14 protein-coding genes are annotated in these 14,257 nt (G+C 71.2%); 2 read left to right on the forward strand and 12 right to left on the reverse strand.

Translation table 11 applies throughout. From position 1 onward, the window contains the following. Position 1 precedes the first annotated feature (1 nt). From rplX to AC3ANR_RS00635, 9 genes are all read right to left on the reverse strand, one after another. Positions 2-319 (reverse strand): 50S ribosomal protein L24, encoded by a 318-nt coding sequence (gene rplX, locus AC3ANR_RS00595; protein WP_488289934.1) that lies wholly within the window; start codon positions 317-319, stop codon positions 2-4. A gap of 10 nt (positions 320-329) precedes the next feature. After that, on the reverse strand, positions 330-698 hold the full coding sequence (gene rplN, locus AC3ANR_RS00600; protein ID WP_013902964.1) for a 50S ribosomal protein L14: 369 nt from the start codon (positions 696-698) through the stop codon (positions 330-332). A 176-nt stretch (positions 699-874) separates the two neighbouring features. Continuing rightward, positions 875-2,476, reverse strand: a complete 1,602-nt coding sequence (locus tag AC3ANR_RS00605; RefSeq protein WP_488289935.1) for a glycerol-3-phosphate dehydrogenase/oxidase — start codon at positions 2,474-2,476, stop codon at positions 875-877. 43 nt (positions 2,477-2,519) lie between these two features. After that, entirely contained in the window at positions 2,520-3,461 is a 942-nt protein-coding gene (locus tag AC3ANR_RS00610; RefSeq protein WP_488289936.1) for a formylglycine-generating enzyme family protein, read from the reverse strand. After that, positions 3,458-5,074, reverse strand: coding sequence for an arylsulfatase (locus tag AC3ANR_RS00615; RefSeq protein WP_488289937.1), 1,617 nt, complete (start codon positions 5,072-5,074; stop codon positions 3,458-3,460). The genes AC3ANR_RS00610 and AC3ANR_RS00615 overlap by 4 nt, the downstream gene beginning before the upstream one ends. Positions 5,075-5,095: 21 nt before the next feature. Beyond that, positions 5,096-6,151, reverse strand: a complete 1,056-nt coding sequence (locus tag AC3ANR_RS00620) for an ABC transporter ATP-binding protein (RefSeq protein ID WP_488289938.1) — start codon at positions 6,149-6,151, stop codon at positions 5,096-5,098. Continuing rightward, positions 6,148-6,987 (reverse strand): carbohydrate ABC transporter permease, encoded by an 840-nt coding sequence (locus AC3ANR_RS00625; protein ID WP_488289939.1) that lies wholly within the window; start codon positions 6,985-6,987, stop codon positions 6,148-6,150. The genes AC3ANR_RS00620 and AC3ANR_RS00625 overlap by 4 nt, the downstream gene beginning before the upstream one ends. Next, the gene (locus tag AC3ANR_RS00630; RefSeq protein WP_488289940.1) at positions 6,984-7,886 is read right to left on the reverse strand and encodes a carbohydrate ABC transporter permease; all 903 of its coding nucleotides are present in this window, start codon (positions 7,884-7,886) and stop codon (positions 6,984-6,986) included. The genes AC3ANR_RS00625 and AC3ANR_RS00630 overlap by 4 nt, the downstream gene beginning before the upstream one ends. An 8-nt stretch (positions 7,887-7,894) precedes the next feature. Then, positions 7,895-9,304, reverse strand: coding sequence for an ABC transporter substrate-binding protein (locus AC3ANR_RS00635; protein WP_488289941.1), 1,410 nt, complete (start codon positions 9,302-9,304; stop codon positions 7,895-7,897). Positions 9,305-9,563: 259 nt separating this feature from the next. Here AC3ANR_RS00635 and AC3ANR_RS00640 point away from each other — a divergent pair, with 259 nt between their 5' ends. Both AC3ANR_RS00640 and proC read left to right on the forward strand, forming a co-directional pair. Further along, positions 9,564-10,619, forward strand: a complete 1,056-nt coding sequence (locus tag AC3ANR_RS00640) for a LacI family DNA-binding transcriptional regulator (protein ID WP_488289942.1) — start codon at positions 9,564-9,566, stop codon at positions 10,617-10,619. 10 nt (positions 10,620-10,629) lie between these two features. Then, entirely contained in the window at positions 10,630-11,454 is an 825-nt protein-coding gene (gene proC / locus AC3ANR_RS00645) for a pyrroline-5-carboxylate reductase (protein WP_488289943.1), read from the forward strand. Between the two features lie 7 nt (positions 11,455-11,461). Here the strand turns inward: proC and ubiA are convergent, their stop codons facing one another. From ubiA to AC3ANR_RS00660, 3 genes are read right to left on the reverse strand one after another with little or no spacing between them, the layout of a single operon-like run. Next, entirely contained in the window at positions 11,462-12,319 is an 858-nt protein-coding gene (ubiA, locus tag AC3ANR_RS00650) for a 4-hydroxybenzoate octaprenyltransferase (protein ID WP_488289944.1), read from the reverse strand. 23 nt (positions 12,320-12,342) lie between these two features. Beyond that, positions 12,343-13,266 (reverse strand): Dyp-type peroxidase, encoded by a 924-nt coding sequence (locus AC3ANR_RS00655; RefSeq protein ID WP_488289945.1) that lies wholly within the window; start codon positions 13,264-13,266, stop codon positions 12,343-12,345. Positions 13,267-13,299: 33 nt separating this feature from the next. Next, positions 13,300-14,256, reverse strand: coding sequence for a LysR substrate-binding domain-containing protein (locus tag AC3ANR_RS00660; protein ID WP_488289946.1), 957 nt, complete (start codon positions 14,254-14,256; stop codon positions 13,300-13,302). Position 14,257: the final 1 nt, after the last annotated feature.

Below are 14,257 nucleotides of genomic sequence, written 5' to 3' on the forward strand. Positions count from 1 at the left end.
GTCATGCCACCTTGATTTCTTCGCCGCTGGACTTGAAGACGCGCACGCGCTTGTCGCCCTCGACCTTGACGCCCACGCGGTCGGCCTTGCCGGTCGCGGGGTTGAAGATCGCCACGTTGGACTGGTGGATCGGCATGGCCTTCTCCACGATGCCGCCGGTCTCGCCCTTCATCGGGTTGGGCTTGGCGTGCTTCTTCACCAGGTTGATGCCCTCGACCACCACGCGCTCGTCGTCCTTGCGCAGGACGACCTTGCCGCGCTTGCCCTTGTCACGCCCCGCGAGGACGATGACCTCGTCGCCTTTGCGAATCTTGTTCATTGCGTTCCCCTTACAGGACTTCCGGGGCCAGCGACACGATCTTCATGAACTTCTCGGTGCGCAGCTCGCGCGTCACCGGGCCGAAGATGCGGGTGCCGATCGGCTCCAGCTTGTTGTTGAGCAGCACGGCGGCATTGCCGTCGAACTTGACGAGCGAGCCGTCGCCGCGACGGATGCCCTTGGCGGTGCGAACGACGACGGCGCTGTACACCTCGCCCTTCTTCACGCGGCCACGCGGCGCGGCTTCCTTGATGCTCACCTTGATGATGTCGCCCACGCTGGCGTAGCGACGCTTGGAGCCACCGAGCACCTTGATGCAAAGGACGGACTTCGCGCCCGTGTTGTCGGCGACTTCGAGCCGGGATTCAGTCTGGATCATGTGTGTCTTCCCAACTTGTCCCCGGGGCAAAGCGCACCGGGGCAGTCTTGGGCCCGCCGTCCGCGCGCAAACCGCTCGCACGCATCCGAATGGGCAGAACCTCGCCCAAAAATAGGCGAGCCCGCGATCATACCCGATGTGCCGGGTTTGTCAAACAGGCCGGTGCGCCGGCCGCGTCAGGCCGCCGCGGTCGCCGCGGTCGCCGCGGTCGCCGCGGTCGCCGGCAGATAGCTCGCGGCCAGGGCGGCAAACGCCGATTCCTGGGGGTCGGCGCCGGTTTCCTCGCGCAGCAGCCGCGCCACCGCCGGTGCCAGCCGGCCGGCCAGCCGGGCGTCCAGGAACAGCAGGCGGGAGCGGCGGGCCAGCACGTCCTCGACGGTCCGCGCGTACTCGTGGCGGGCGGCGTAGCGCACCATGGCCTCGGTCAGGCCCCCGCCCAGCTCGGCCCGGGCGCCGGGGAGCGAGGCCAGCGCGGCCGCCTCGCTGCCGTACAGGTGCGGGCCGGGCGGCTCGCTGATCGGCACCGCCGGCGCACCCGCCGGCGGCGCGCCCGCGAGCGGCAAGTTAGCAGTCACTCCCTCCTTGGCGCGCGCCAGCAGGCCCGCCTCGAAGCAGCGTTCCAGCACGTCCTCGGCCATCGCGCGATAGGTGGTCCACTTGCCGCCGGTGACCGTGACCAGCCCCGAGCGGCTGACCAGCACAGTGTGCTCGCGGCTGAGCGCCTTGGTCGGCGCGCCGTCGTCGTCCGGCGGCTTGACCAGCGGCCGCAGGCCCACCCAGACGCTGCGCAGGTCCTCGGGCCGCGGCGTGCGAACCAGGTAGCGGCCGGCCTCGCCGAGGATGAATGCCAGCTCCTCGTCGAACGGCCGCGGCTCGCGCGGCAGGTCGGTGCGCGGGGTGTCGGTGGTGCCCAGGATGACCTTGCCGAGCCAGGGCACGCCGAACAGCACCCGGCCATCGGCCGTCTTGGGCACCATCAGCGCGTGGTGGCCGGGCAGGAACTCGCGGTCCACCACCACGTGCACGCCCTGGCTGGGCGCCACCATCGGCTTGGCGCTGCGGCCGGTGGCCTCGCCGTCCTGGCGGCGGATCTCGTCGACCCAGACGCCGGCGGCGTTGACCACGCAGCGGGCGCGGACTTCGAAGCGGCGGCCGGACTCGCGGTCCTCGCACACCAGGCCGGCCACCCGGCCGTCCTCGTGCAGCAGGCCGGTGGCGGCGCAATAGTTGACCAGCAGGGCGCCGCGCGCGGCGGCGGTGCGGGCGATCGCCAGCGCCAGCCGGGCGTCGTCGAACTGGCCGTCCCAGTACTCCACGCCGCCCTTGAGGCCGTGCGGCTGCACGGTCGGCAACGCCTGCAGGGTCTGGGCGCGGCTGAGGAACCGGGTGGGCGCCAGGCCGGCGCGGCCGGCGAGCGCGTCGTACAGCTTCAGCCCGGCGCCATAGAAGGGCGTCTGCCAGAGCTTGTACGAGGGCATGACGAAGGCCAGCGGCTGCGCGAGGTGCGGCGCGTTGCGCAGCAGCACCTGCCGCTCGTGCAGCGCCTCGCGCACCAGGGCGACGTTGCCCTGGGCGAGGTAGCGCACGCCGCCGTGCACGAGCTTGGTGGCACGCGAGGAGGTGCCGCCGGCGAAATCATGGGATTCGACGAGCACCACCGAGAACCCGCGCGCGGCCGCGTCGAGCGCCACGCCGAGGCCGGTGGCCCCCCCGCCGATGATCGCCACGTCGTACGTGGCGGGCCGGGCGAGCGCGGCCAGCAATTCCTCTCGAGTCATCGGGTGCGATTGTCCTCCAGCGTGGGCGCGTGCCCGACGCTTCTCAAGCGTGCGGCGCCGGCGCGGCGACGCGGAATCCGCAGTTGCTCGCGGTGCTGCCCGGGGTGTTGGCGCCGCGCGCGGCCACCCGGTAGCGGTTGCAATAGGAGTCGTGGCACAGGAACGAGCCGCCGCGCATCGAGCGGCGGCCGGTGGGCCTGGCCTGCAGCGGGTCGTGGTCCGCCGTCTCGCGGTGGTAGCCCGGGCTGAACCAGTCGGCGCACCACTCCCAGGCATTGCCGGCCACGTTGTACAGCCCCCAGCCGTTGGGCGGGTAGGCGTGCGCGGATTCGGTGCCCGGCTGCCACCCGTCCTGCGGCCGCGAGGGAAACGCGCCGCGCCAGGTGTTGCAGCGCCGCCGGCCGTCCGGCTCGAACTCGTCGCCCCAGGGGTAGCGCCGCCCGGCCAGGCCGCCGCGCGCCGCGTACTCCCACTCGGCCTCGGTCGGCAGCCGGGTGCCGGCCCAGGCGCAATAGGCGACGGCGTCGTTCCACGACATGTGCACCACGGGATGGTCGAGCCGCTCCAGGATGCCCGAGCCGGGCCCGGCCGGCCGCTGCCAGCAGGCGCCTTCCACCGGCAGCCACCAGGGCAGCTCGCGCGAGACCTGGCGGATGGTGCGGCGCAGGTCCGGGTCGACCTGCAGGTAGAACACGAACGAGAAGCCCGCCTGCTCGGCCTCGGTGATGTACGAGGTGGCGCGCACGAACTCGCGGAACTGCGCGTTGGTCACCGCGGTGGGGGCGATGGCGAACGGGCTGAGCGTGACGCGGCGCGCCGGTCCTTCGCCGTCCTCGGCAAAACCCTCGGCGTCGTCCGCGCCCATCGTGAACTCGCCGCCCGGCAGCACGCACAGGTCGACCGCGGGCGCGCCGCGCGCCGGCCTTGCCGGCTGCGCGAGCGGAACCGGCGCGGCCGCACGCTGGGGCGTGCAGCAGGACTTCACTCGTCTTCCCAGAAGGCGCGCGTCACGCCCTGGCTGCGCATCAGGGCGACGATCTTGTCGCGCGGCAGCACGCCGCAGCGCCGGGCCCAGGCCTCGTAGGCCTGCTTCATCTCGGCCACCCGTTGCGGCTCCTGCGCGGCCAGGTCGTTGGTCTCCGTGCGGTCCGCTTCCATGTCGTACAGCTCCCAGTCCTTGGGATAGTCGCGCACCAGCTTCCACTTGCCGTGGCGCATGGCGCCGTTGCCCTCGTGCTCCCAGAACATCGGCGGGCGCTCGCCGGCATCGGCGGCGAACGACTGCGTGAGCGAGTGGCCTTCCAGCGGCAGGATGCTGCGGCCGTCCAGGGCCTGCGGATAAGGCGTGCCGGTCACGTCGCAGATGGTCGCCATGATGTCGGGCAGGTAGCCCGGCGTGTGGCGGATCTCGCCGCGCTGGTCGATGCCGTTGGGCCAGTGGAAGATCAGCGGGGTCGAGATGCCGCCTTCGTGGGCCCAGTGCTTGTACAGGCGGAACGGCGCGTTGGACAGGTTGGCCCAGGCCTTGCCGTAGCTCTGGTAGGTGTCCTCCGGCCCCGGCGCCACCTCGGGGTTGTTGCCGAACTTCACCACCGCGCCGTCGCGGGTGTGCGAGCGGGCGATCATCAGCTTGTTGACCAGCTCGTCGACGGTGACGTTCTCGGGGATGTCCTCGGCGCAGGCGCCGTTGTCGGACAGGAAGATCACCAGCGTGTCCTCCAGCTGCCCCATCTCCTGCAGCGCCGCGAGGATGCGGCCGATGCCCTGGTCCATGCGGTCGATCTGGGCCGCATAGACCTCCATGCAGTTGGCCAGCCACTGCTTGTGCTCGGCGTCGGTCCAGGCCGGCTGGCTCGGGTCACGGCCGGTCAGCTTCCACTGCGCGTCCAGGATGCCCGAGGCGACCAGGCGCTCCAGGCGCTGCTCGCGCAGGGTGTCCCAGCCCGCGTCGAAGCGGCCCTTGTACTTGGCGATGTCCTCCGGGTGCGCGTGCAGCGGCCAGTGGGGCGCCGTGTAGGCCACGTACTGGAAGAACGGCTGGTCGCCGTGCTCGGCCCGGTGGGTGCGCAGGAACTTGACCGCCTCGTCGCTGATGGCGTCGGTGTAGAAAAAGCCCGGGGCGCGTGCCTCGTGCTCGGCGTTCTCGTTGCGGCGGGTGAGGGTGTTGGGGTCGTAGAAGCTGCCGGCGCCGATGATGGTGCCGAAGAAGTCGTCGAAGCCCCGCTGCATCGGCCACGAGTCGGTGGGCTGCGTGAGGTTGCTCGAGACGTGCCACTTGCCGCTCAGGTAGCTGCGGTAGCCGGCCGGCTTGAGCACCTCCGCGATGGTCGCGCAGCGCTGGTTCAGGTTGCCCGCGTAGCCCTCGGGGCCCGAGTCGTAGGTCAGGATGCCGATGCCCGTCTGGTGCGGGTGCAGGCCGGTGAGCAGCGACGCGCGCGAGGGGCTGCAGCGCGCGGTGTTGTAGAACTGCGAGAAACGCAGGCCGTTTTGCGCCAGGCGGTCGAGGTTGGGGGTGTCGATCTCGCCGCCGTAGCAGCCGATGTCCGAGTAGCCCATGTCATCGTTGAGGATGAGCAGGATGTTGGGGCGCTTCTTCATCGCGGGTCCTTCTTCAGCAAATCAGTTGAGGCGCTCGCCGCTCGCGCGATCGAACAGGTGCGCCGCGGCGGCAGGGAAATTCAGGCAGGTCGCGTCGCCCTCGGCCAGGCGCGGCGCGCCGTCGACCTTCCAGCGGAACCGGTGGCCGGCCGCGGTGAGGTCGACGATGCTGTAGTCGCCCAGTTCCTCGACGTACTCGACGCGCGCCGGCGTGCCGTCGGTGCCGGCACGCAGTTCGCCGGGCCGCACGCCCAGCACGACCTCGCGCGGCTGCGCGGTGTGCGCGCCCACCGGGTGCGCCACGCCGTCCAGCAGCACGCTGTCGCCGCTCCAGGTGGCGGGCACCAGGTTCATCGGCGGCGTGCCGATGAAGCCGGCCACCGACACCTGCGCCGGCCGGCCGAAGATCTCGCGCGGCGTCGCCACCTGCACGATGCGCCCGTCCATGAAGACGGCGACGCGGTCGGCCAGGGTCATCGCCTCTTCCTGGTCGTGCGTCACGTACACCGTGGTCACGCCCAGCGAGCGCTGCAGCTGCTTGAGCTCCAGCCGGGTCTCCAGCCGCAGCTTGGCGTCCAGGTTGGACAGCGGCTCGTCCAGCAGGAACAGCTTGGGCTGGCGCACGATGGCCCGCGCCAGCGCCACCCGCTGCTGCTGGCCGCCCGACAGTTGCCCAGGGCGGCGCTGCAGCAGGTGGCCGATGCTCACCCGCGCGGCCGCGTCGGCCACCGCCTTGGCGATGGCGTCGCGGGCGGTGCCCACCATCCTGAGCGGAAAGCCGATGTTCTCGGCCACCGTCATGTGCGGATACAGCGCGTAGCTCTGGAACACCATGGCCACGTCGCGCGCGCCCGGCTCGGCGCCGGTCACGTCGGCGTCGTCCATGAACACCTGGCCGCCGCTGACCGATTCGAGCCCGGCCAGGATGCGCAGCGTCGTCGTCTTGCCCGAGCCGGAGGGCCCCAGCAGCACGAAGAACTCGCCGGCCCGGATCTCCAGGTCGACCCCATGCAGCACGGTCGTCTCGCCGTGCCGCTTCACCACGCCCTGCAGGCGGACGCTTCCTTGCTTGTTCATCGACGGCCACCTCCCTTGACCGCTCCCACCGTGAGTCCCTTGACGATGTGCCGCTGGGCCAGCAGGCCCACCAGGATCACCGGGGCCATGGCCACCATCGCCCCGGCGGCGAGCCGGGCCCATTGGGTCTGTTCGACCGAAATGAAGTTGAACATCGCCACCGTGACGGGCCGCACGCGGTTGCCCCCGAGCACGACGGCGAACATGAATTCGTTCCACGCATTGAGGAACACGAACACGGTCGTCACCGCGATGCCGCCGCCCACCTGCGGCAGGATCACGTACCAGAGCGTGCGCAGCCGGCCGGCGCGGTCCAGCAGCGCGGCCTCCTCCATCTCGTGCGGCACGTCCTCGAAGTACGACACCATCAGCCAGATCGCGAACGGCAGCGAGAAGGTCAGGTAGATGATGACCAGGCCGGTGTACGAATCGAGCCAGCCCGTGCGCTGCAGCACGAGGTAGTAGGGGATGATCAGGCCGACCGGCGGCAGCATCTGCGTGGCCAGCACGTAGAAGCCGCTGGCGCGCTTGAACGGATAGCGCAGCCGCGCCAGCGCATAGGCGGCCGGCACCGCGAACAGCATGGTCAGCACGGTGGCCCAGCAGCTGACCACCACGCTCGACCACAGGTTGGGCAGGATCGAGGCGGCGCCGGTGAGCACGTCGCGGTAGTTGGCCAGCGTCGGCGAGAACAGCAGCAGCGGCGGATAGGCCAGCACGTCGCGCTCGCTCTTGAACGAGGTGAGCAGCGCCCAGAGCACCGGGAATGCCCAGACCGACACCAGCAGGCCGGCGACGGCGTACAGCGCCACGCGGCGCGGCAGGGTGCGGGTCATGCGCGTGCCTTTCGGCGCCGGAACAGCAGCCAGGAGACGAACAGCGTGATGCCCAGCAGCACCATCGCCAGTGCCGAGCCGTAGCCGATGTTCAGTTCGGTGAACGAGGTGCGGTAGGCGTACAGGTTCAGGATCTCGGTGGAGGTGCCCGGGCCGCCGCCGGTGGCGGCGAAGATGGCGGCGAACGCCGACAGCGCGGTCATGGTGCGCAGGATCACCACCATCACCACGGCCGGCCGGATCAGCGGCAGCGTGATGTGCCAGAAGCGCTGGCGCGCGCTGGCGCGGTCCAGCCGCGCCGCCTCGTACACGTCCGGCGGCAGCGTGGCCAGCGTGGCCAGCAGCACCAGGAAGGCGAACGGCGTCCACTGCCAGGTGTGGATGGCGATCACCGAGATCAGCGCCAGCTGCGGATCGCCCAGCCAGTTGTGGCTGCCCAGGCCGAGCGCGCGCGTGACCACGTCGACCAGGCCGACGTCGGGCGACAGCACCAGGGTGCGCCAGAACAGGCCGACCACGACCGGGGCCAGCACGATCGGCAGGATGGCGGCCACGCGCAGCAGCCCCTGGCCCTTGGGGATCTGCAGCACCAGCAGCGCGAGCGACAGGCCGATCACCACCTGCAGCGCCACCGTCGAGGCGGTGTAGACCACGGTGAGCCACAGCGAATTCCAGAAGCGCGGGTCGCCGCCCATCTTGGCGTAGTTGTCCAGGCCGGCGAAGCCGGACAGCCAGGGCATGCTCATGTCGAGCTTCTGCAGGCTGTTCCAGCCCAGGAAGACGAGCGGCGCGGTGGTGGTGAGCAGCAGCAGCAGGAACGCCGGAGCGAACAGGGCCAGCGCGAAGCGCCGTTCCTGCCGCTCGAGCGTCCCCGGCGCCGCGGGCGCGGGGACGGACATCGGGAACTTCAGGACTTCATGATCTGCGCGATGCGCGCCTGGGCCTCGTCGAGGGCTTCCTTGGGCTTCTTCTGGCCAACCAGCGCCGACTGGATCGCCGTCGCCATGGTCTCGCCGACGGCGGGCCACTGCGGCACGCGCGGGCGCCACTCGACGTCGGTGTCCTGCTCCAGCGACTGCAGCGCCGCCTCGATGAAGTGGTCGCCGGCGCCCTTCATGGCGCCCGCGAATTCCGCGGACTTCCACAGCGACGTGCGGTTCAGGCCGGAGCGCTTGGCCGGGCCGTCGAACTTCCACGAGGTGCGCGCCTGCGTCTCGGCCGAGGCCGCCCAGCTGATGAACAGCCAGGTGGCCTTCTTGGCCTTCTCGCTCAGGGCGGCGTTGATCGGGAAGCCCCAGTTCCAGATCGAGGTGACGCGCTTGCCCGAGGGGCCCTTGGGCCAGCGTGCATAGCCGATCTTGCCGGCGACCTTGGACTTCTCGGGGTTGGTGATCACCGCGGCGGAGGAGTGCGCGTCGATGTAGCAGCCCACCGTGCCCTGCGAGAAGGCATCGGCGATGTCCGGCCAGTTCCAGTTGCGCACCGCGGGCGGGGCGTACTGGGTGAGGGCGTTGACGTACCACTCCAGCGCCTTGACGGCCTGCGGCCCGTTCACCAGCAGCTGCTTGTTGCTGAACCAGTCACCGCCGAAGCCGCGCAGCAGCGACGGGTAGATGTACATGTTCTGGCCGGCGCCGGAGAAGCCGCGCAGGGCCAGGCCGTACATGCGGTTGGCCGGGTCGGTCAGCGCCTTGGCGTTGGCCAGCAGCTGGTCGTAGGTCTCGGCGGGCTTGAGGCCCTTGGCCTCGTACAGGTCCTTGCGGTAGACCTGCACCGTCACCTCGCCGTCGTACGGGATGCCGTACGGCTTGCCGTCGATCGAGTCGGCGTCGCGCCAGGCCTTGAAGATGTCGTTGTAGTTGAACCAGGCCGGATCGGTCAGCGTCGCGTCGTTCAGGTACTTGTCGAGCGGCTCCACCCACTTGTTGGACACGTACAGCGGGTAGTACATCGGGTCGGCCGCATGCGTGGCGTAGGTGCCCGTCTTGGACGACAGGTCCAGCATGGCCTTCTGGCGGATCTGGCCGGGCGGCACCTTCTCGGCGCGCACCTTGATGCCGGTCAGCGCCTCGAACTGCGGCAGCAGCGCCAGCAGGTTGTCGAAGTAGCTGGCCGGGATCACGGCCACGGAGATGGACTCGCCCTCGGCCTGGCGCCAGTTGATCTTGGCGCTGCGGTACGGGGCCAGGTCGGGGGCGCCCTGGGCCCAGGCGCCGCCGGCCCAGCTCGCGCCGACGCCCGCCGCGGCGAGCGCGGCGGCCTGTCCGATGAAATCGCGGCGCGTGCCGCCCGCCTCGGCTCGTTCTTTCTCAGTCATCGCATGTCTCCTTCGTCTTCTCGGGGTGGAACTGACCGGGCGCGCGTGCCGCCACGGCTTGTGGCCGGGGCAGGTCGGTGCATCGCCATGCAATCGATTACATGAGGCGGGAGTCTAGGGGCAAGACGGCCTCCTGTCAGTCTTCCGCGCTCAGGGATTTCCCTGTTCACGCGCCCGGTTTTCCGGGCATGGGCCGAGGTACATTCGCGCCAGCTGGCGGCCTCGCCATGCAATCGATTACAAGGAGCCACGCGCAGCGATGGAGGGACACCGGGGCAAGCACGCCGCACCGTCGGCCAAGTCGCGCAGCGGCGCCAAGGACGTGGCGCAGCTGGCCGGCGTTTCCACGGCCACGGTCTCGCGCGTGCTCAACAACTCGCAGCAGGTCGACCCGGCCACGCGCCAGCGCGTGCTGGAGGCGGCGGCCAAGCTGCGCTACGTGCCGCACGGCGCCGCCCGCACCTTGCGCAGCCACCGCAGCAAGATGATCGGCGCCATCGTGCCGTCGTTCGATTACGCGCTGTACGCCCGCACCACCAGCGCGTTGCACCAGCGGCTGGACGAGCGCGGCTATTCGCTGGTGCTGGCCGAGCACCACTACGACCTGCAGGCCGAGTCGCGCATCGCCTTCCAGCTGGTCGAGCACGGGGTGGATGCCTTCATGCTGGTCGGCCTGGACCACGAGCAGGGCCTGTTCACGCTGCTGGAGGACTACGGGCGTCCGTACGTGCTGACCTGGGGCGTGGATCCGCTGCGCCGCCATCCCAGCATCGGCTTCGACAACCGCGCGGCCACCTACCTGGCCACGCGCCACCTGATCGCGCTGGGCCATCGCCGCATCGGCCTGCTCAGCGCCCCGCTGCCCGGCAACGATCGCGCGCAGGCGCGCGGCGAGGGCCTGCGCGCCGCCCTGGCCGAAGCGGGCTTGTCGCTGGATCCGCGCCACGTCGCCTACGAGCCGATCTCGCTGGCCAGCGCGGAGGCGGGCATGCACCGGTTGCTGCAGGCACCCGACCGCCCGACCGCCGTGGTGGCCACCAACGACGTGTTCGCGGTCGGTGCCATGGTGGCCTGCCGCCAGGCGGGCGTCTCGGTGCCGGGGGAGATGTCGATCACCGGCGTGGACAACACCGACCTGGGCGCCACCCAGACGCCGGGCCTGACCAGCGTCGCGACCCCCATCGTGGACATCGGGCGAGCCGCGGCCGACCAGCTCGTGGCGCGCCTGGAGGGCGTGGGCTGGGAGCCGTTCCACGACTACCCGGTGCAGCTCGTCATCCGCGGCAGCACGGCCGCGCCGCGGCCGGGCGACTAGACTCGCCGGCATGCACATCGACGACACGCGCGTCGCCTTCATCGGCGGCGGCAACATGGCCACGGCCATCCTCGGTGGCCTGCTGCGGCAGGGCTTCAAGCCGTCCCAGCTGGACGTGGTCGAACCCTGGGCCGAGGCCCGCGAGCGGCTGGCGCGCGAGCACGGCGTGCAGGCCCGGCCGCAGGCCGACGCCGCGCTCGCCCGCGCCGGGCTGGTCGTGTGGGCCGTCAAGCCGCAGACCTTCCGCGACGCCGCGCGGGCGGCCGCGCCGCACACCGGCGCCGCCCTGCACCTGAGCGTGGCGGCCGGCATCCGCTCGGACAGCATCGCCCGCTGGCTGGGCACCGAGCGCGTCGTGCGCAGCATGCCCAACACGCCGGCGCTGGTCGGCCAGGGCATGACGGCGCTGTTCGCGCGCGCCGCCGTGTCGCCGGCCGACCGGGCGCTGGTCGAGCAGGTGCTGGCGCCGACCGGCGCGACGCTGTGGGTCGATGCCGAGGCGCAGCTGGACGCCGTGACCGCGCTGTCGGGGTCGGGCCCGGCCTACGTCTTCTATTTCATCGAAGCCATGGCGCGCGCGGGCGCCGAGATGGGCCTGCCGCCGGACAAGGCGCTGCAGCTGGCGATCGGCACCTTCCGCGGCGCGTCCGAGCTGGCGCGCGCCTCGGGCGAGCCGCCGCAGGTGCTGCGCGAGCGCGTGACCTCCAAGGGCGGCACGACCTATGCCGCGCTGACGGCGATGGAGGCGTCGCAGGTCGGCGCCCACTTCGTGCAGGCCATGCACGCGGCCTGCCGCCGCGCGAGCGAGCTGGGCGACGAATTCGGCCGCGACTGAAGGCAGGCTACTTCAGCGCATAGCCGGCGACGATGCCGGCGAACACCGCGAAGCCCACCCAGTGGTTCAGGCGGAAGGCCCGGAAGCACCCATCGCGCGTGCGATCGCGGATCAGCCGCCAGTGCCACAGCGCCTGCGCCGCGGCGGCGGCGATGCCGGCATGGAACGGCCACCCCAGCTGGCGCGGGGCGAGCGCCGCCACCCAGATGGCGAGGAACGCGGCGTAGCAGGCCATCACCACCGGCACGTCGGCGCGGCCCAGCGTGATCGCCGAGGTCTTGATGCCGATGCGCAGGTCGTCGTCGCGGTCGACCATGGCGTACTCGGTGTCGTAGGCCAGCACCCAGAACAGGTTGCCCAGCAGCAGCACCCAGGCCAGCAGGGGCACGCGCGACTGCACCGCCGCGAACGCCATCGGGATGCCGAAGCTGAAGGCCACGCCCAGGACCGCCTGCGGCATCGACACCACCCGCTTGGCGTACGGGTAGACCAGGGCGATCGCCAGCGCCGCGAACGACCAGGCGATGGTGGCCGCATTCGTCGTCAGCACCAGGCCGAAGGCCAGCAGCGCCAGCACGGCGCCCAGCGCCAGCGCCTCGCGCACCGACACGCGGCCGGCGGTGACCGGGCGCTGCGCCGTGCGCTTGACGTGGCGGTCGAAGTCGCGGTCGGCCACGTCGTTCACGCAGCAGCCGGCGCTGCGCATCAGGACGGTGCCGAGCGTGAACACCGCCACCAGGTGCCAGCCGGGAAAACCGTGCGCCGCCACCCAAAGCGCGCCCAGCGACGGCCACAGCAGCAGCAGCCAGCCCGCCGGCCGGTCCCACCGGATCAGGTCCAGCCAGAGGGCGATGCGCTCGCGCATGGAACGGGCGGCGGCGCGCTCGCTCAGGCGAAGCCCAGGCGCCGCAGGTCGAGCTGGCCGTGGCGCATCGGGGGGCACCAGAAGTAGGCGCCGGTGACGGGCTTGGAGAGCTGGAACACGCCGTCCAGCAGGCCGTCGTCCAGGCCGGCCATGCGGCGCATCTGGGCCTCGAAGGCGTCGAAGGAACGGCCGAAGGCGACGAACATCAGCCCCGCGTGCGTGCTGGCCAGCCAGGGCATGGAGCGGCGCAGCAGGAACGCCGGCGGCTCGAAGCTCTCCTGCGCGGTGCGCTTGACGTGCGCGGACTCGGGCGCGTCGTCCAGCTCCTCGTTGTCCGACAGCCGCCGGCCGATGCAATGGTTCTGTTGCTCCTCGGGCATGGCGTCGAAGGCGTCGAGGTCATGCACCCACTGCTGCACGGCGACGAAGCTGGCGCCGTCCAGACCCTCGCCCTGGCCCTGCGCGAACGCGGCCTGCAACGCCTCGTCGCCGCAGGGGTTCTCGGTGCCGTCCTCGAACCCGGTGAGGTCGCGGCCGAAGCCGGTGGCGTCGTCATGGCGGTGCCGGAACGCGTCGACCACGTGGCGCAGCGTGAACACCGGCGCCAGCGCCTTCTGCACGCGGCGCGTGAGGTGCAGCAGGTCGCCCAGGTCGTCGCCGCGCACCCAGCACCACAGCTGCCCGGGGGTGGCAGGCACCTTGGCGTGCGCCGACAGGTCGGCCGGGAATTCGCGCAGGCCGGGGATGTCGCCGCCGAGCGCGCGCACGAGCGAGGGCCCGAGGCCGACCACGACGTCGCTGCCGTTGGCCAGCGGCGACAGGCGCGTCAGCGCCTCCTGGATGGCCTGGGCCGGCTGCTGCTCGCCGGTCAGGGCGAACAGCACGTAGCGCGCGACGCGCGGCACGCCCTCGAGGATGCCGGGTTGGTAGAGGGTGTCGGTGGGCATGGGAAACGACGGGTCTGGAGGTTGCGGCCGGCGTCAGGACAGGCGTTTCACGCCCGGCAGTTCGCAGGCATAGATCGCATTGCGCAGCGCGGCGATCGCCTCGTAGCGCGTGAAGCTGCGGCGCCACGCCAGCACCACGCGGCGCGTCGGCGGGTCGCCGTCGAACGGGATGTAGCGCACGAAGGCCTGGTCGTCCTTGCGCCGCCGGGTGGCCTTGGGGTCGAGCGCGTCCTTGGGCACCGACAGCCGCGGCACCAGCGTGACGCCCATGCCCGCCGCCACCATGTGCTTGATGGTCTCCAGCGATGAGCCCTCGAAGCTCTTGCGGATGCCCTCGGCGTCACTGGAAAAGCGCGCGAACTCGGGGCAGACCTCCAGCACGTGGTCGCGAAAGCAATGCCCCGTGCCCAGCAGCAGCATGGTCTCGCTCTTGAGCTCCTGGGCGGTGATCGTCTTGCGGCCGGCGAACGGGTGCGTGCTCGGCACCGCCGCGAGGAACGGCTCGTCGTACAGCGGCCCGATCGCCAGCCCGGTGTCGGGAAACGGCTCGGCCATGATGGCGCAGTCGATCTCGCCGGTGCGCAGCATCTCCAGCAGCTTGACCGTGAAGTTCTCCTGCAGCATCAGCGGCATCTGCGGCGTGCGCGCGATGGCCTGGCGCACCAGGTCGGGCAGCAGGTACGGCCCGATCGTGTAGATCACCCCGAGCTTGAGCGGGCCGGCGAGCGGGTCCTTGCCGCGCTTGGCGATCTCCTTGATCGCGGCGGCCTGCTCCAGCACGCTCTGCGCCTGGCGCACGATCTCCTCGCCCAGCGGCGTGACGCTCACCTCGTTGGCGCTGCGCTCGAACAGCTTGATCTCCAGCTCGTCCTCGAGCTTCTTGATCGCCACCGACAGGGTGGGCTGCGAGACGAAGCAGGCTTCGGCGGCCTTGCCGAAATGCTTTTCGCGCGCGACGGCGACGATGTACTTGAGCTCGGTGAGGGTCACG

The sequence above is a fragment of the Ramlibacter sp. JJN2-2R genome, from assembly GCF_057747835.1.

What these genes read in the sequence shown, in the direction of transcription:
- rplX (WP_488289934.1), bottom strand. Translation starts at nt 319, where the DNA reads ATGAACAAGATTCGCAAAGGCGACGAGGTCATCGTCCTCGCGGGGCGT.
- rplN (WP_013902964.1), bottom strand. Translation starts at nt 698, where the DNA reads ATGATCCAGACTGAATCCCGGCTCGAAGTCGCCGACAACACGGGCGCG.
- AC3ANR_RS00605 (WP_488289935.1), bottom strand. Translation starts at nt 2,476, where the DNA reads ATGACTCGAGAGGAATTGCTGGCCGCGCTCGCCCGGCCCGCCACGTAC.
- AC3ANR_RS00615 (WP_488289937.1), bottom strand. Translation starts at nt 5,074, where the DNA reads ATGAAGAAGCGCCCCAACATCCTGCTCATCCTCAACGATGACATGGGC.
- AC3ANR_RS00620 (WP_488289938.1), bottom strand. Translation starts at nt 6,151, where the DNA reads ATGAACAAGCAAGGAAGCGTCCGCCTGCAGGGCGTGGTGAAGCGGCAC.
- AC3ANR_RS00625 (WP_488289939.1), bottom strand. Translation starts at nt 6,987, where the DNA reads ATGACCCGCACCCTGCCGCGCCGCGTGGCGCTGTACGCCGTCGCCGGC.
- AC3ANR_RS00630 (WP_488289940.1), bottom strand. Translation starts at nt 7,886, where the DNA reads ATGTCCGTCCCCGCGCCCGCGGCGCCGGGGACGCTCGAGCGGCAGGAA.
- AC3ANR_RS00635 (WP_488289941.1), bottom strand. Translation starts at nt 9,304, where the DNA reads ATGACTGAGAAAGAACGAGCCGAGGCGGGCGGCACGCGCCGCGATTTC.
- AC3ANR_RS00640 (WP_488289942.1), top strand. Translation starts at nt 9,564, where the DNA reads ATGGAGGGACACCGGGGCAAGCACGCCGCACCGTCGGCCAAGTCGCGC.
- proC (WP_488289943.1), top strand. Translation starts at nt 10,630, where the DNA reads ATGCACATCGACGACACGCGCGTCGCCTTCATCGGCGGCGGCAACATG.
- ubiA (WP_488289944.1), bottom strand. Translation starts at nt 12,319, where the DNA reads ATGCGCGAGCGCATCGCCCTCTGGCTGGACCTGATCCGGTGGGACCGG.
- AC3ANR_RS00655 (WP_488289945.1), bottom strand. Translation starts at nt 13,266, where the DNA reads ATGCCCACCGACACCCTCTACCAACCCGGCATCCTCGAGGGCGTGCCG.